Here is a 15,920-nt window from a genome sequence, read left to right as displayed (position 1 = left end):
GCCGATCTCGTCCGACATCTGTGATCCGAGCCGACATCCGTGCACGCGCGCCTGAACGACGCGGTGCGCAGGACGCTCAGACCCGGGCGTCCTGGCGGGGCAGCCACACCTGGTTGATGATGATGAGGATGGATGCCGTGACCGGCACGGCCACCAGCGCGCCGAGCAGTCCGAGCAGGGTGCCGCCGGCCAGCGCGCCGATCACCACCAGCGGGCCCGGCACCGAGACGGCCTTGTTCATCACGCGCGGGGTGAGGAAGTACGCTTCCAGCTGCATGTAGACCAGGTAGATCACCGCGAACAGCAGGGCGTGCAGCGGGTCGGCGAACAGCGCGATCACCGACCCGATCGCCCAGAACAGCACCGAGCCGACCAGCGGGATCAGCGTGATCAGGAACGCCACGGTCGCCATCAACGGCGGGAACGGCAGGCCGAGCGCCAGATAGAGCACGAGCGTGACGATCGCGTTCGCGAAGGCCAGGATCACCATGCCCTGCACGTAGCCGCCCACCGAATCGGTGATCTGGTCGGTGATGCCGCGGGCGCCGGCGCGGTCGCGGGCGGGGGCGAAGCGCAGCAGTGCGGTCTTGATCGAGGGCAGGCCGGCGAGGAAGTACAGCGTCAGCACCAGCACCACGATGAACCCCGAGATGCCGGTGGCGATCGAGCTGCCCACCTGCAGTGCACCGCCGCCGATCACCTGCCACGTCTTCCCGTCGGTCAGGAAGCTCTGGGCGTCGGCGACGAGCTGCTCGAACTGGTCGCCGAACTGCTTCTCCAGGAACGCGTAGACGTCGCTGTGCATGAAGTCGGTGATCAGGTCGGGCACCGACTTCACGAACGACGTGATCTGCTCCACGACCACCGGCACGATCATCAGCAGCACCAGCGCCAGCACGACCACCAGCCCCAGGATCACCGCCAGCACGCTCAGCCCGCGGGACAGTCCGCGTCGCTCCAGGAACCGCACGGCCGGGTCCAGGCCGAGGGCGGCGAACATCGCGAAGGCGATGTAGATCAGCACCGTCGACAGGTTCGTCAGGGTGATCGCCAGCAGGACCGCGACCAGACCGCCCATCGTCATCAGGAAACCGAACACGAAGGGGCGGTCGATGCGGGTCCAGAACGAGCGGCTCGGCGTGGGGGGTTCGATCACACGGGTCGCAGCGGGGCTCGTGACGCCCTCGACTGTCTCGACTCTCTCGATGCCCTCGGCGGGCACGGACTCTTCGGAGCTCATGCGCTCACTCTAAGCGCGCGGATGCGTTTCGAATCGCTTGACCTGCTCGATTCCGGCGCCGGATACCGCCATTCGGGCGATTCGAATCCGGCGCGGCCGCTATCCTCGAAGGATCATGTCCGACGACGAAGCCCGTGCCGAGCTGCTGCGCCTGCGCGCCAGCATCGACAACATCGACGCCGCACTCATCTTCATGCTCGCCGAGCGCTTCCGCGCCACGCAGCAGGTCGGTCATCTGAAGGCTGACCATCGGATGCCGGCATCCGATCCCGGCCGCGAGGAGCAGCAGGTCGCCCGGCTGCGCGCGCTCGCCGAAGAGGCCCACCTCGATCCGGAGTTCGCCGAGAAGTGGTTCAACTTCGTCGTCGCCGAGGTCATCCGTCACCACACCGAGGCCGCGGAAGGGCGCTGAACGCGGCACCACGGCATCCGGATTCGCAGGAGATCGCACGGAATGCCGGATGCTGATCAGCATCTGCCCCTGTGTTTCGAGAGTTCTCCTGCGCTTCGCGCTCGAGCGCCTCGACAACCCTGCCGCCGGATGCCATAATGTGATTGATACATACGTAGATCAATCATAAACTTGCATCCGGGAGTCGGACATGACCAACGCCACCGGCGCGCACATGCGCGCGGAACTCACCTCGCAGCCCGAGACCTGGGCTCGCGCGGCAGACATGCGCGTCGAGCAGGCGCTGCTGCCGGCATCCGGCGCGCGCATCGCCGTCGTCGGCTGCGGCACCTCCTGGTTCATGGCGCAGTCCTACGCCGCGCTGCGCGAGTCGTCCGGCCACGGCGAGACCGACGCGTTCACGGCATCCGAGTTCCCGTTCGGCCGCGACTACGACGCGATCGTCGCGCTGACCCGCTCCGGAACCACCACCGAGGTGCTCGAGCTGACCGAGCGCGTGAAGGGCACCATCCCGGTGATCGCCGTGCTCGGCGACGACACCTCGCCGCTGTCCGACCTGGCCGACGCCGTCGTCGCGATGCCGTTCGCCGACGAGCAGTCCGTGGTGCAGACCCGCTTCGCCACCACCGCGCTCGCGCTGTTCCGGGCCTCGCTCGGAGAGTCGCTGGATGCCGCGATCGCCGACGCGCAGCAGGTGCTCGACGGCCAGGCATCCGACGACCCGGCTCTCATCGATGCCGAGCAGTACAGCTTCCTCGGCATGGGATGGACTTTCGGTCTCGCGCACGAGGCCGCGCTGAAGCTGCGCGAATCGTCGCAGTCGTGGACCGAGTCGTACAGCTCGATGGAGTACCGTCACGGTCCGATCGCGATCGCCGCGCCGGGCCGCGTCACGTGGCAGTTCGGCGCCGCGCCCGAGGGCCTGCAGTCGCAGGTCGAGGCGACCGGGGCGCGCTTCGTGCAGCATTCGATCGACCCGCTGGCAGAGCTGGTGCGCGTGCACCGGGTGGCGCTCGACCGCGCCGTCGCGAAGGGGCTCGACCCGGATCAGCCCCGCAACCTGACCCGGTCCGTCATCCTGGACGACTGAGGCCCGACATGGCCGAGCACGACCGCATTCCCGACGTCGTCGCCGATGCCTCCGGCGAGCGACTGACCCGCGCGGCGACCATCGGCGCGGGTGCACCCGTGCTGGCCTTCGACGTGGGCGGCACCGACATCAAGTCGGCCCTGTTCGATGCCTCCGGTGCAGCGGTCGGCCTGCGGCGCACGCCCACTCCGGTGAGCGCCGCCGACCCGGCCGGCGCCCTGATCGATCGGCTCGCCGAACTGGCCGACGAGCTGCGGGAGCAGCATCCGCAGATCGTGCCCGAGGCGGTCGGCCTGGTCGTGCCCGGCATCGTCGACGACGACCGCGGCGTGGCCGTGTTCAGCAGCAATCTCGGCTGGCGCGATGCGCCGCTGCGGGACCTCGCCGCGGAGCGCTTCGGCCTGCCCGTCGCGTTCGGCCACGACGTGCGTTCGGCCAGCTGGGCGGAACGCGTGCTGGGCGGTGCACGCGACTACGCCGACGCCGTCGTGCTCATCATCGGCACGGGCATCGCCGGTGCGCTGCTGATCGGCGGGCGCCCGCACACTGCCGGAGGGTACGCGGGCGAGATCGGCCACGCGCCCATCGGGGAGTGGCCGTGCACGTGCGGGGCCCGCGGATGCCTGGAGGCAAGAGCGTCGGCCGGTGCGATCTCGCGCCGGTACACCGAGGCCACGGGCGTGCAGGTGGACGGTGCGCGCGAGGTGATCGCGCGCGCGGCCTCCGGCGACGGGACCGCGGCTCGCATCTGGGACGAGGCGCTGGACGCGCTGACCCTGTCGATCGCGCAGCTGACGGCGGTGATCGCGCCGCAGGCGGTGGTCATCGGCGGCGGGCTGTCCCGTGCCGGCGGCGCCCTGTTCGACGAGCTGCGCGCAAGACTGTCCGACCGGCTGAGCTTCCATCGCATCCCGGTGCTGGTGCCCGCAGAGCTGTCCGGCAACGCCGGCATCCTCGGCTCGGCGCTGCGCGCCCGCGAGGCGGTGCGGCGATGAACGTGAGGCTTCAGGGCACGGATGCACGACCCGGGAACAGCTGCACGGCCGGATCGCCGGTTGCGTCGTGCATCCGTTCCCACGTCGTGCAGGTGCACCGCGGACGCCCGGCGGTGACGTCATGATCGTCACCGTCACTCCGAATCCGGCCCTCGACCTGACCTGGCACGTCGCAGCCCTGCAGGTGGGCGGCACCCATCGAGCGGATGCCGGGCAGGCTCGCGCCGGCGGCAAGGGCCTGAACGTGGCCCGAGTCGCGCACGCGCAGGGTGCCGCCGCGCTCGCGGTCACGACGTCGGGCGGAGCGACCGGTGCCGAGTTCGCCGCAGAGCTCGCAGCCGCGGGAGTGCCGCACACCCTGGTGCCCGTCGCGGCAGGCACGCGCCGCAGCATCGCACTGGTCGACGAGGCGCTCGGCGACACGACCATCGTGAACGAGTACGGCACAGCGCCGTCCGCTCATGAGTGGACGGCGCTGACGGATGCCGTGACGGCGGTGCTCGCCGGGGAAAGGCGTGACGTTCTGGGGGCCGACACGCCAGATGTCGGACCGATTCGTGGGAACCGTCCGTCTTCTGGCGTGTCGGCCCCCGAAGTGTCACGAGGTGGTGCGGATGCGGATGCTGTGGGCGCGGCGCCCGCCGACGTGCTCGTGATCTCGGGCAGCCTTCCGCCGGGAACCCCGAACGAGCTGCTGCCTTCGCTGATCCGGCTCGGACGCGACGCCGGCGCCACCGTGATCGTCGACACCTCGGGGCCCGCGCTGCTCGTGGCGGCCGATGCCGGAGCATCCGTGCTCAAGCCCAACCAGCAGGAGCTGAAGGACGCCACCGGCCTGGAGGACCCGATCGACGGCGCGCGCGAGCTGCTGCGCCGCGGCGCGGAGCTGGTGCTGCTGTCGCTGGGGGCCGAGGGGATGCTGGCCGTGTCCGCGGGTTGGGAAACGCATCGGGATGCCGCCGCGCAGAGCCCGGCTCTCAGCATCCTGCATGCGCGACTGGACGCTCCGCTGGCCGGCAACCCGACCGGCGCGGGGGACGCCGCGGTGGCGGCCTGCGCGGTGCTGATGGATGCCGGCATCCGCGACCCCGAGCAGATCCTGCGCCGCGCGACCGCCTGGTCGGCCGCCGCCGTGCTCATGCCGCTCGCCGGCGAGATCCACCCCTCGTGGCCCGACCTCGAGCACGCGCTGACCGTCACCTCTCGCCCTGTCGCCTCCCGCCCCGTCACCTCCCGCCCCGTCACGGGCCAGGAGCCGGCCGACCCGAAGGAGTCCCGATGACCCTCGTCTCCGCTCGTGATCTGATGCGCGCCTCCGCTGCCGCCGGCACCGGGCTCGGCGCCTTCAACGTGGTGCACCTCGAGACCGCCGAGGCGCTGGTCGCGGCGTCCGAACGGGCGCAGCTGCCGGTGATCCTGCAGATCTCGCAGAACTGCGCCGACTATCACGGCGGGCTCGAGCCGATCGGGTGGGCGACGCTCGCCATCGCGCGCCGGTCGACGACGCCCGTGGCCGTGCACCTGGATCACGCCGAACGGCCGGAGCTGGTCGACGAGGCGATCGAGCTCGGATTCGGCTCGGTCATGTACGACGGCGGTCGGCTCGACTATGAGACCAACGTGTACACGACCGCCGACATCACGGCGCGCGCGCACGCGGCCGGCGTCTACGTCGAGGCCGAGCTCGGCGAGGTCGGCGGCAAGGACGGCGCCCACGCCCCCGGTGTGCGCACCGACCCGGACGAGGCGCACGCCTTCGTCGAGGCGACCGGCGTGGACTCGCTCGCCGTGGCGGTGGGATCCTCGCACGCGATGCTCGACCGCTCGGCATCCCTCGACCTCGAGCTGATCGGCCGGCTGCGCGCCGCGCTGCGCGGGATGAGTCGGCAGGGCGGCGACGTGCCGCTGGTGCTGCACGGATCATCCGGCGTCGCCGACGACGTGATCGTGCGCGCGGTGCAGGCGGGCATGACCAAGATCAACGTCTCCACGCACCTGAACGGCTTCTTCACGCGGGCGGTGCGCGAGACGCTGGCCGCCGACGAGAAGCTCGTCGACTCGCGCAAGTACGTCGCCCCCGGTCGGGAGGCCGTGGCGCAGGAGGCGGCGCGGATGCTGCGCCTGTTCGCCCTCGCGGACGCGGCGTCATGAACCGCGCCGCCCGCATGACCGCCATCCTCGATCTGCTGGCCGAGCAGGGCGAGGTGTCAGTCGAGGAGCTCGTCGACCGCTTCGGTGCGTCCGCCGCCACCACCCGGCGCGATCTCGACAGCCTCGCGGAACGGCGCCTGCTCACCCGCACGCACGGCGGAGCGGTCGCGCAGTCGGTGGCCTACGACCTGCCGATCCGGTACCGCAGCCACCTGGGCACGGGGGCGAAGGAGCGGATCGCCGCGCTGGCGGCATCCCTGGTCTCGCCCGGCGACGTCGTGGGCCTGTCCGGCGGCACGACGACCACGGCCATCGCGGCAGCGCTCGCCGCGCGCGACGACCTGGGTGCAGACGGCGTGACCGTCGTGACCAACGCAGTGAACATCGCCGCCCAGCTCGCGATGCGTCCCGAGTTCAAGGTCGTCGTCACCGGCGGCGTGATCCACGCGCGCAGCTTCGAGCTGGTCGGACCGTTCGTGCAGCAGCTGCTGGCGGGCATCCGTCTGGACATCGCCTTCATCGGCGTGAACGGGCTGTCGGCGGACGACGGAGCGACCACGCACGACGAGGCCGAGGCCGCGGTGAACCGTCTGATGGCCGAGCGCGCGGCGCGTGCCGTGGTCGTCGCCGACGCCGCCAAGCTCGGTCGCGCGGCGTTCGCGCATGTCGGCGGGCCGGAGCTGTTCCCGCTGGTGCTCACGGATGCCGCGGTCGCCGAGCCGCAGCGCAGCGCACTGGCGTATGCCGGCTTCGAGGTCCGCGTCGCCCACTGACGCCCCGCAACACGGGCTCCGGCCCTCCGGGGCTCTGGGCTCTTCGCGGTCCGGGCTCTTCGCGGGTCCCACTTGGCGGGCTCAAGGTGCGTGAGGTGGTCATTCCGGCCCCGCGACACGCCCGGGCGTGCGTCTGCGCTCCTCGCGGGTCCCACTTGGCGGGCTCAAGGTGCGTGAGGTGGCCATCTCGGACCCGCGACACGCCCGGCATCCCCAGCTACAGCACGCGCGACCCGGCGGCGTGCGCGAAGATCAGGCTCGTCGACGTGGACGCGACCTCGGGGCGCAGGCTGAGGGTGTCCGAGACGAGCTCGCGCAGGGCCGCGGCATCCGGCACCGCCACGTGCACCAGGAAATCGCGGTCGCCGGCGAGGAAGTACACCCGCTGCGTGGCCGACAGCCCCTCGATGTACGCCTGGAAGCGACGCAGGTCGCCGCGGGCGTGCGCGTGCAGCCGGATGGTGATCAGCGCCTCCAGGTGCAGGCCGATCGCGGCGGGCGAGATCTCGGCGTGGAAGCCGACGATCACGCCGTTCGCCTGCAGTGCCCGCACGCGCTTGAGGCAGGTCGATTCGGCGATCCCCGCCCGTGCGGCGAGCTCGGTGTTCGAGAGGCGCCCGTTGCGGCTGAGCTCGGAGATGATGGTGCGGTCCACGGCATCCAGCCCGGCCTCCTCCATCGCCGCGCGGCGGGTGGTCGAAGAATCGGATGCCGACATGCGCACTTCCTCCCTTGGATCGCAGAATCTGCGAGTGATCGGCCAATTCTATGCAGAATCCGTCGAATCCTGCCCTCTGAACGCGTGAGATCCGCATAATCGGGGGAGAGCGCGGCTTCGTCGCGCCCGACTCCACCGTGGTTCAGGAGGACGCAATGACGCGCACGATCGTCGTAGGGGCCGGAATGGTCGGCCTCGCCACTGCATGGCACCTGCAGGAGCGCGGCGTCGAGGTGACGGTCATCGACCGCGTCGGCGTCGCGGCCGGCTCGTCGTGGGGCAACGCGGGCTGGCTGACTCCGGGCAAGACCATCCCGCTCGCCGACACCGGGCTGTGGACCTACGGGCCGAAGGCCCTGCTCGACCCGGATGCCGCCTTGCACGTGCCCTTCCGGGTGGATGCCGGCTTGTGGTCGTTCCTGGCGCGCTTCGCCGCGCACGGCACGAACCGGGCGTGGGACCGCACCATGGCATCCCTGACCCCCATCGACAAGATGGCGCTGGGGGCCTTCGACGAGCTGCTCGACGGCGGAGTGCAGTCGTGGACCCGCGAGGGGCCGTTCGTGATCGGGTTCAAGAAGGAGTCCGATTCGAAGGGATTCCTGCACGAGGTGGAGGGCGTGATCCGACACGGGCAGGACGTGCCGTTCGAGCGTCTGGAGAACCCGCGTGAGCTCGCGCCGGTGCTCTCGGATGCCGTGACCCACGTCTACCGGCTGGACGGCCAGCGCTTCTTCGAGCCGGCGCCCTTCGTCGAGGCGCTCGGCAGGGCGGTCGTGGAGCGCGGCGCTGAGCTGATCACCGGACTCGAGGTCACCGACGTGTCCTCGACGCGCCGCCCCGTCGTGACTCTCTCGAACGGCGAGCGCATGGAGGCAGACTCCGTCGTGATCGCGACCGGGGCATGGATGCCGAAGCTCGCCCGCAGGCTCGGCGTGCGCACCCGCGTGCAGGCCGGCCGTGGCTACTCCTTCACGGTGGCCACGGCGCAGCCGCAGGAGCACCCGGTGTACTTCCCGTTCCAGCGCATCGCGTGCACCCCGTATCAGGGGCGCTTCCGCATCGCCGGGACCATGGAGTTCCGCTCGCCCGACGAGCCGTTCCAGCCCCGCCGCATCCAGGCGATCATCGCGCAGGCACGCGAGCTGTTCCAGGGGATCGACCTCGACGACCGCCAGGACGAGTGGATGGGTTCGCGCCCGGTCACTCCCGACGGCCTGCCGCTGGTCGGCGCGACACAGGCGCCGAACGTGTACGTGGCCGGCGGTCACGGCATGTGGGGGATCGTGCTGGGCCCCGCCACCGGCAAGCTGCTGGCCGAGCAGATCACCACCGGTGTGATCCACCCGGCGATCGAGCCCTTCGACCCGCTGCGCTGAGTCGCTCGGGCCCTGCGGAGCGGATGCTGGGATGGAAAGCGCGGGTTCCGGGGCCGTCGCACCGACGTTTTCCATCCCGGTCCTGGGCGGCAGGATGGAAAGCGCTGGCCGGCGGCCCGCTTCACCGACGTTTTCCATCCAGCGGCTGCGGGCTCCGCTCACGCCAGCCGGTCGCGGCGGCGCGCCAGAGTCGCGGCTTCGGCCGTGTTGCCCGCGAGCTCGATGGCACGGTCGTACGCGGCGCGGGCATTCTGGCCGCGCCCCAGTCGTCGCAGCAGATCGGCGCGCGTGGCATGAAAGGAGTGATAGCCGCTCAACGCCCCCTCGAGCCGGTCGACGATCGCGAGCGCGACCTCCGGGCCGTCCAGTTCGGCGACGGCGATGGCGCGGTTGAGGGCGACGATGGGCGACGAGTCGATGCGCGCGAGCTGATCGTAGAGCGCAAGGATCTGCGACCAGTCGGTGTCGCCCGTCTCTCGGGCGGTCGTGTGCACCGCGCCGATCGCTGCGAGGATCTGGTACCGACCGGGAACTTCGCCGTCAGCCGCGGCGGCCAGGCGCTCGCGCACCAGCACGTGCCCCTCGGCGATGAGCGTGCGGTCCCACAGCTCTCGGTTCTGCTCGTCGAGGGGGATCAGCTCGCCATCATCGGAGATCCGGGCGGGGCGTCGTGCGTCGCTCAGAAGCATCAGTGCCAGCAGGCCGGTGACCTCGCCGTCGTCAGGGATGAGGCCGTGGATCAGACGCGCGAGCCGGATCGCCTCGGCCGTCAGCTCAGCGCGCACCGGGTCGGTGCCCGCGCCGGTCGCGAGGTAGCCCTCGTTGAAGACCAGGAACAGCACAGTGAGCACACCGGAGACTCGATCGGGAAGGTCCGCCGCCGAAGGCATCCGGTACGGGATGCCGGATGCTTTGATCTTCGCTTTGGCGCGGGTGATCCGCTGCCCGACTGTGTTCTCCGAGGTGAGGAATGCGCGGGCGATCTCGGCTGTCGTCAGACCGCCGACCATGCGCAGCGTCAGCGCCACGCGGCTCTCCATCGCCAGCGCGGGATGGCAGCAGGTGAAGATCAGCCGCAGACGGTCGTCGTCTATCGCGCCGACGGATTCGGATGGTGTGGGATCGAACATCGCCTGGGCCTCCCGGTGCTTTCCGTCACGCTGGTTCTCGCGCCGAATCCGGTCGATGCCCTTGCGACTCGCCGTGGTCATCAGCCAGGCCCCCGGATTGGGTGGCACGCCGTCTGACGGCCATCGGGCCACCGCCGCCGCGAAGGCCTCGGCAGCGGCATCCTCGGCGACATCGAGACTGCCGAAGCGCCTGGTCAGACCGGCCACCACCCGGGCCCACTCGCCCCGGTAGGCCGCGGCGATCGCATCCTCGACACCATTCACGCGAACGGCCGCACCTCGACCTTCCGATCGCATATCCTCGAGGCCTCCGCGGCGAGCGCGAGCGCCGCATCCAGGTCGGCGGCCTCCCACACCCACACGCCCGCGAGGTACTCCTTCGACTCCACGAACGGTCCGTCGCTGAACACCGGCCGCGCACCCCGGTTGTCGATCACGGTTGCGGAATCCGGGTCCGCCAGGCCGCCGGCGAACACCCAGTGGCCGTCTGCGATGAGGCGCTCGTTGAACGCGCTGATCGCCGGCCGCCTGTCCTGGCTGCCTGGATCGCTCCTGTTGTCGATCACGGAAACGAGATACTGCATTCCAGGTCCTCTCCTCGGTTTCAGGCTTTCAGATATCCTCGCGCCTCGACGATGCGCCCGTCGCGCACCCGGATCAGGTTCACACCACGCACCCAGTCGTCCGTCCCCGGCCCCCAGCGGAGGATCCAGGGCGCCACGGCGAGTTCGCCGACGATCTCCGCTGGTTCGGGCGAGAAGCTCAGATCGGGGTCGCCCGCCAATCCCGCCCAGCGTGCGAGGCTGGCGCGACCGCCCTCATGACGTGCTCCGGCGGGTGCCGGGCTGGTGTCCTCGATGACGCAGTCGTCGGAGATCAGGTCTTCCAAGAGCGCCGGGTCGTGCAGGCGGAAAGCCTGGTTGTAGCGGTTGATGACTTCGTGGATGGTGCGGGGTGTCTGGTTCATCGCGACGGCTCCTCAAAAGGTGGCATATGCGGGACGGCCGGCAGGCCGATAGGTCTGGATCATGACTCCCTTGGAGTCCGAGCGCGATTCGATCAGCTCCATCGCGATGTCGGGGCCGGAGGCGGCGAAGAGGCGGGCCCCCTGTCCCAGCACGACGGGAATGATGAGGAGCTCCATCTCGTCGACGAGGCCCTCCTGCAGCATCCACTGGATGAGCCTGCTGCTGCCGTGCACCTGCAGTTCGCCGTCGCCGTTCGTCTTCAGCTCGGTGATGGCGGCGCGCAGATCCTGCCCGAGCACTGCCGTGTTCGCCCATTCCGGCCGGGTCAGCGTTGTGGATGCCACGTGCTTGGGCTTCGAGTTCAAGGCAACGCCGATGGGGTGCCGCTTCAGGTCGTCCATGGTGCCCCAGAACTCGTGCAGGATGTCGTAGGTGCGGCGCCCGAACAGGAAGGCGTCCGCCCGCTGGAACGTCTCCGTGATGTGATCGCGGGTCGAGTCATCACCGGCTCCCCTCGCCCATCCGCCGCGTTCGAACCCGCCTGCGCGGTCTTCGGGGGTCGGACCGCCATTGCCCTGCGTCACCCCGTCCAGAGTGATCTGCGTGATCGTCTTGAGCTTCATGTGCGCTGTTCTCCTCGGTCTCGGCTCCCGCTTCGGGAACCATTCACCAACTCAACGAACAGGGCGGCCCGGATCCGACACCGAACGCGAGAATCCCTCCGACCGGATCGTCGACCTGCCGCAGCCCTGCATTGCGATGCCGCTTCCGTTCTCATGTCTGCCCCTGCGCAGGAGTCAAGCGCCGCTGCCGGAACCGTTCACCACGGCCGGCTCGCGCTCCTCGAATCGCGTCGCGTGATCGGCCCAGTCCGCCTCGACCGGCAGCGCTCGCAGCGCGGGAGTGCCGAAAGCGAGCATGACCGTGGCCACGCAGCATCCGGCCGCGATCGCGAACGTCGCAGGTGCGCCGAGTCGCGACAGCCCGACCCCGGCGATCAGCGGCGCCAGCGGCATCGCCCCGCTCACGATCACCGTCATCGCGCTGCGCACGCGCCCGACCAGCTCGGTGGGGATGGCCACCATCGCGTAGCCGAGCAGGCCGGCGTTGAGCGCCGGGGTCAGCACGAGGGCGATCGCGGGTGCGGCGATCATCACCGGGACGGCATCCGTGAACGGCAGGATGCCGACGGCGACCGTCGCCAGCGAGAGGGAGCACACCGAGATCACGCCCGAACGCACCCGGGTCACCAGCGGCGTCGCGATCAGCGCCCCCAGCAGCGTGGCCGCACCGATCGCGGAGCCGAGCAGTCCGATGACCGCAGGTGACTCGCCGCGCTGCTGCAGTGTGTAGATGATCGCCGTCGTCGCGGTGCTGAATCCGAGATTGATCAGCGTCATCACGAACAGGATCGGCCGCAGGTCCCTGCGGCGCATCAGCCAGGTCACGCCCGCGCGCAGCTCGGCGAGGGCGTTCGGCCTGGCGACGGTGGGATCGTCGGTGGCGCCGTCCGCGCCGGATGCCTGTGCCTCGGGGGTGCCAGATGCCGTGGCATCCGCCTTCTGCATCCGGCCCAGCAGCATCGCCGAGGCGGCCTCCACCAGCGAGCTCACCAGCATCCCCACGCCGATCAGCCATCCGCCCATCGCCAGCAGCACGCCGCCCAGCGGCGTCGCGCCGAGCCGCAGGATCGCGTCGCGCGCCTGGTTGGCCGCCTGCGCGCGCCCCAGTGCGCCGGGCGCGACGATGTCCTTCAGGATCGACTCCCCCGCCATGCCGAACAGGCCGAACTGCGCGCACAGCACGATCTCGATCCCGAGCAGTACCGCGAAGCTCAGCGCGTCGGTGACGACCAGCGCGGTGAATCCGGCCGCCAGCGCCACCGAGATCGACGCGCCCAGCACCATGAGCCTGGCCCGATCGTGCCGGTCGGCGAGCACGCCGCCGTACAGCGAGGTCGCCAGCAGTACGGCCGTGCCGATCGCGCCGATGACGCCCGCCTGCGTGGGCTCTCCGGTGACCGCGAGAGCGAGCAGCGGCAGGGCGAAGGTGGCCAGCCCTCCGGCCAGTTCCTTGGCGGTGTCGCTGATCAGCCAGACGACGTAGCGGGAGTTCGACCACAGTCGAGAGGAGCGTGTCATGTCGGCCACGCTAGTTCAGCAACAGTCATTGCGCAACAACAAGTGCGCAATGACCCGTGTGTATCATGGGGGCATGGTCGACGACCCGAAGCCGGGGGATCCGGCATCCGCCATGTCACTCGCGATGCTGCGGGCCCTCGCGCATCCGACTCGTCGCCGCATCCTGCGACAGCTGCCCACGCGCGACTTCGCCCGAGCGGCAGATCTCGCCGCCGACCTCGACCTGCCGGCGAACCAGGTGAGCTTCCACCTGCGCGTGCTCGGCGAGGCGGGCCTGATCCGCGAGGCGCCGCAGCACGCGCGGGATCGCCGCGACCGCGTGTGGGAGGCGATCCCGGGCACCATGAGCATCGGCAGCACGGGCGATCCCGCGCTGGATGACGCGATCGCGCAGGGGATCGATGACGAGCACCTCGACCTGATGCGGCGCGTGAACGCCCACGACAAGCAGCATCCCGGCGAGGCGCACAGCACTTTCATGCTGATGAACGCCCGTCTCACCGAGGCCGAGTTCCGCGATCTCGTGCACGATCTCCGCACGCGCATCGAGGAGCTGACGTTCGCGCACCGAGCGGATGACGAGGGCGTGCGCTTCTGGCAGGTGCACCTGCTCGCCGGCGACGACACGATCTGAGCCGCGGCGGTCCTTCCCGCGCGTTCGAGGGCCCGCTCTGCGCCCTCCGTGCGCTTTCCATCCGCCGCACCCCGCACCAGATGGAAAACGTCGGCGCGAGCGCCGCGGAACCGACGTTCTGCATCTCGCCGGCGCGCGAGCGGTCGGTCGGGTGGCGGGTTCAGGATGCCGCGGGCTCTGTGCCCCTCGCGTTCGCGGGTCCCGTTCTGCGCCCTCGGCGCGGGTGAGCCCGCAATGCGGGACCCGCGAACGCCGGGGCGAGCTGGCGGTGCGCTCGCGCCCCGGCGCCCCTACCTCGCGTCGATCAGCTCGTCGCCGCGCGCCTCGAACCGCTTCGCGTGCTCCGCCCAGCCCGCCTCGGCGGGGAGCGAGCGCAGCGGACGGTTCGTGAGTGCGATCAGGGTGGCGACCGAGCACAGCGCCACGCCGAGCAGCAGCGTTCCCGTGCGGCCGAACAGCGACAGACCGAACCCGGCGATCAGCGGTGCGAGCGGCATCGCGCCCATGCCGAGCACGGCCGAGGCACTGGTCGCCCGCCCCATCATCCGCGACGGGATCGCCACCATCGAGTAGCCCCCGAGGCCCGCGTTGAGCGGAGCGAGCAGCAGCCCGGGAACGGCCATCACCAGCACGATCCCCCAGGGCTCGCGCGTGAAGATCGTGGCCACGGAGCCCAGTGTGAGAGCCGCCACGCCGACGATCATCAGCACGCCGGCGCCGATCCGGCTCACCAGCGTCGTCGCCAGGAGTGCGCCGACGAGCATCGCGATGCCCAGGCCGGCGCTGATCCACCCGATCACCGCGGGTGAGTGGCCGTCCTGCTGCAGCGAGTAGACGATCGTCGTCATGACGGTGTTGATGCCCAGATTGATGACCGTCGAGATGATCAGTGCGCCGCGCAGGTCGCGTCGCGAGAACAGCCACGCGAATCCGTCGCGGATCTCGCGCAGCGCGTTGCGCTCGACGACGGGCAGAGCGGATGCCGCAGAGCCGGACGCTGCCTCGGCATCCGCTCGCTCCGCCCCGCGCAACCGCGGGATCAGCGCGGCGGAGACCGCTGACACCAGGTGGCAGACGGTCATGACCGCGCCCACCAGCCACCCGCCGACCACGAGCAGGGCGCCGCCGATCGGTCCTCCGGCCAGCTGCAGCGCGGCATCCCGCGCCTGGTTCGCGGCCTGCGCGCGGCCCATCGTGCCGGCCGAGACGAGATCCTTCAGCGCGGCTTCGCCCGCGGCGTCGAAGAGGCCGCTGCGAATCGCCAGCAGCACTTCGAGCACGAGCAGCGTCGCGAAGGTGAGGGCGTTGCCGATGGCCAGGGCGGTGAACGCCGCCGAGAGCACCACTCCGATCGCAGCGCCGGCCACCATGAGCGTGATGCGGCGGTGCCGGTCAGCGAGGACTCCGCCGAACATCCGCAGGCTCACGGACACCGCCATGCCGACGCCGCCGATGATGCCGGCCTGAGCCGGGTCGTCCGTGACGAAGAGCGCGATCAGCGGCACCGCGAAGCTGAACAGCGTGCTCGCCAGGCCCTTGCTGGTGTCGCTGACGAGCCACGAGCCGTACTGCAGATTGCGCCAGAGCGAGGTCATGACGATCAATCTAAGCGCGCGACAAAACTTGCGCAAGTTAATTCGCGCAAATTCTATCGCGGGTATCATATGGGGATGACTCCGGATGCTGATGAGGGCACGGCCGAACGGCGCGAGAGCACCCACCCCCGGGGAACGGTGATGACCTCGGCGATGCTGAAGGCCGTGGCGAATCCACTGCGCCGGCGCATCACCAACGTGCTCAACCGACTCGACCACGCCCGCGCCGTCGACCTGGCGGCCGAGCTCGGCGTGGCGGCGAACAACATCAGCTTCCACCTGCGCGTACTCGCCGACGCCGGGCTCATCGAGGAAGCGCCCGAGTTCGCGCGTGACCGGCGCGACCGGGTGTGGAAGGTGTCGCGCATCCCGGCGCTGGAGGTCGGCAACCCCGAGCATCCGGTGGAGGACGAGATCGCCGGCGCCGCGTTCACCCAGCTGATCGTCGACGAGCACCAGGATCTCGTCCGCCGGCTGATCGCGTGGGCGCCGAACTATCTGCAGGGTCGCGAGGACGTGATGCGCGGCACATTCCAGCAGCGCCACATCCGGCTGACACGCGAGGAGTTCGAGCGGGTCATGGGGCGGGTGAACGAGGTGTTCGCCGAGGCGGACGAGGCGCACGACAAGGATGGGCCGGAGTCGCTGTACTGGCAGGTGGATGTCATCGCCGCTGACGAGACCATCTGATCTC

General features: G+C 70.4%; 17 protein-coding genes. 9 read left to right on the top strand and 8 right to left on the bottom strand.

What is annotated here, in order from left to right:
- Positions 1 to 76: 76 nt before the first annotated feature.
- Positions 77 to 1,240, bottom strand: a complete 1,164-nt coding sequence (locus Q9R19_RS08720) for an AI-2E family transporter (RefSeq protein ID WP_311255998.1) — start codon at positions 1,238 to 1,240, stop codon at positions 77 to 79.
- A 115-nt stretch (positions 1,241 to 1,355) separates the two neighbouring features.
- Between Q9R19_RS08720 and Q9R19_RS08715 the strand changes: the two genes are divergently transcribed.
- From Q9R19_RS08715 to Q9R19_RS08690, 6 genes are all read left to right on the top strand, one after another.
- Positions 1,356 to 1,652 (top strand): chorismate mutase, encoded by a 297-nt coding sequence (locus Q9R19_RS08715; RefSeq protein ID WP_311255997.1) that lies wholly within the window; start codon positions 1,356 to 1,358, stop codon positions 1,650 to 1,652.
- A gap of 190 nt (positions 1,653 to 1,842) precedes the next feature.
- Positions 1,843 to 2,742 (top strand): SIS domain-containing protein, encoded by a 900-nt coding sequence (locus tag Q9R19_RS08710; RefSeq protein ID WP_311255996.1) that lies wholly within the window; start codon positions 1,843 to 1,845, stop codon positions 2,740 to 2,742.
- An 8-nt stretch (positions 2,743 to 2,750) separates the two neighbouring features.
- Positions 2,751 to 3,737 carry an ROK family protein gene (locus Q9R19_RS08705; protein WP_311255995.1) on the top strand — a complete coding sequence of 329 codons (987 nt, stop codon included), beginning with the start codon at positions 2,751 to 2,753 and terminating at the stop codon, positions 3,735 to 3,737.
- A 121-nt stretch (positions 3,738 to 3,858) separates the two neighbouring features.
- A complete protein-coding gene (locus Q9R19_RS08700; protein ID WP_311255994.1) occupies positions 3,859 to 5,019 on the top strand; it encodes a PfkB family carbohydrate kinase in 1,161 nt (386 codons plus the stop codon).
- Positions 5,016 to 5,888 carry a class II fructose-bisphosphate aldolase gene (locus Q9R19_RS08695; RefSeq protein WP_311255993.1) on the top strand — a complete coding sequence of 291 codons (873 nt, stop codon included), beginning with the start codon at positions 5,016 to 5,018 and terminating at the stop codon, positions 5,886 to 5,888. Before Q9R19_RS08700 ends, Q9R19_RS08695 begins: the two co-directional genes overlap by 4 nt.
- Positions 5,885 to 6,661 carry a DeoR/GlpR family DNA-binding transcription regulator gene (locus Q9R19_RS08690; protein ID WP_311255992.1) on the top strand — a complete coding sequence of 259 codons (777 nt, stop codon included), beginning with the start codon at positions 5,885 to 5,887 and terminating at the stop codon, positions 6,659 to 6,661. Before Q9R19_RS08695 ends, Q9R19_RS08690 begins: the two co-directional genes overlap by 4 nt.
- 217 nt (positions 6,662 to 6,878) lie before the next feature.
- On the opposite strand, the gene Q9R19_RS08685 is transcribed toward Q9R19_RS08690, so the two are convergent.
- Entirely contained in the window at positions 6,879 to 7,379 is a 501-nt protein-coding gene (locus Q9R19_RS08685; RefSeq protein ID WP_311255991.1) for an Lrp/AsnC family transcriptional regulator, read from the bottom strand.
- A 155-nt stretch (positions 7,380 to 7,534) separates the two neighbouring features.
- Between Q9R19_RS08685 and Q9R19_RS08680 the strand changes: the two genes are divergently transcribed.
- Positions 7,535 to 8,758 (top strand): FAD-binding oxidoreductase, encoded by a 1,224-nt coding sequence (locus tag Q9R19_RS08680; RefSeq protein WP_311255990.1) that lies wholly within the window; start codon positions 7,535 to 7,537, stop codon positions 8,756 to 8,758.
- 158 nt (positions 8,759 to 8,916) lie between these two features.
- Here Q9R19_RS08680 and Q9R19_RS08675 read toward each other — a convergent pair whose 3' ends face one another.
- The 5 genes from Q9R19_RS08675 to Q9R19_RS08655 all read right to left on the bottom strand — a co-directional run bounded on the left by Q9R19_RS08675 (position 8,917) and on the right by Q9R19_RS08655 (position 12,997).
- Positions 8,917 to 10,185 carry an RNA polymerase sigma factor gene (locus Q9R19_RS08675; protein WP_396653469.1) on the bottom strand — a complete coding sequence of 423 codons (1,269 nt, stop codon included), beginning with the start codon at positions 10,183 to 10,185 and terminating at the stop codon, positions 8,917 to 8,919.
- On the bottom strand, positions 10,149 to 10,472 hold the full coding sequence (locus Q9R19_RS08670) for a YciI family protein (protein WP_311255988.1): 324 nt from the start codon (positions 10,470 to 10,472) through the stop codon (positions 10,149 to 10,151). Before Q9R19_RS08670 ends, Q9R19_RS08675 begins: the two co-directional genes overlap by 37 nt.
- A 20-nt stretch (positions 10,473 to 10,492) precedes the next feature.
- A complete protein-coding gene (locus Q9R19_RS08665) occupies positions 10,493 to 10,855 on the bottom strand; it encodes a nuclear transport factor 2 family protein (protein WP_311255987.1) in 363 nt (120 codons plus the stop codon).
- Positions 10,856 to 10,867: 12 nt separating this feature from the next.
- Positions 10,868 to 11,479: a dihydrofolate reductase family protein gene (locus Q9R19_RS08660; RefSeq protein ID WP_311255986.1), complete on the bottom strand. Its 612-nt coding sequence runs from the start codon at positions 11,477 to 11,479 to the stop codon at positions 10,868 to 10,870.
- A 174-nt stretch (positions 11,480 to 11,653) separates the two neighbouring features.
- Positions 11,654 to 12,997 carry an MFS transporter gene (locus tag Q9R19_RS08655; protein ID WP_311255985.1) on the bottom strand — a complete coding sequence of 448 codons (1,344 nt, stop codon included), beginning with the start codon at positions 12,995 to 12,997 and terminating at the stop codon, positions 11,654 to 11,656.
- 73 nt (positions 12,998 to 13,070) lie between these two features.
- Here Q9R19_RS08655 and Q9R19_RS08650 point away from each other — a divergent pair, with 73 nt between their 5' ends.
- On the top strand, positions 13,071 to 13,631 hold the full coding sequence (locus Q9R19_RS08650; RefSeq protein WP_311255984.1) for a helix-turn-helix domain-containing protein: 561 nt from the start codon (positions 13,071 to 13,073) through the stop codon (positions 13,629 to 13,631).
- Between the two features lie 290 nt (positions 13,632 to 13,921).
- On the opposite strand, the gene Q9R19_RS08645 is transcribed toward Q9R19_RS08650, so the two are convergent.
- Positions 13,922 to 15,226 (bottom strand): MFS transporter, encoded by a 1,305-nt coding sequence (locus Q9R19_RS08645; RefSeq protein ID WP_311255983.1) that lies wholly within the window; start codon positions 15,224 to 15,226, stop codon positions 13,922 to 13,924.
- 75 nt (positions 15,227 to 15,301) lie between these two features.
- On the opposite strand from Q9R19_RS08645, the gene Q9R19_RS08640 reads away from it, so the two are divergent.
- The gene (locus tag Q9R19_RS08640) at positions 15,302 to 15,916 is read left to right on the top strand and encodes a winged helix-turn-helix domain-containing protein (protein ID WP_311255982.1); all 615 of its coding nucleotides are present in this window, start codon (positions 15,302 to 15,304) and stop codon (positions 15,914 to 15,916) included.
- The last annotated feature ends 4 nt before the right edge of the window (positions 15,917 to 15,920 follow it).

The organism is Microbacterium sp. ARD32 (genome assembly GCF_031844385.1).
Taxonomy (GTDB): domain Bacteria; phylum Actinomycetota; class Actinomycetes; order Actinomycetales; family Microbacteriaceae; genus Microbacterium.
Note: the sequence above shows the minus strand (reverse complement) of the source record. Positions and strands in the feature narration are given on the sequence as shown.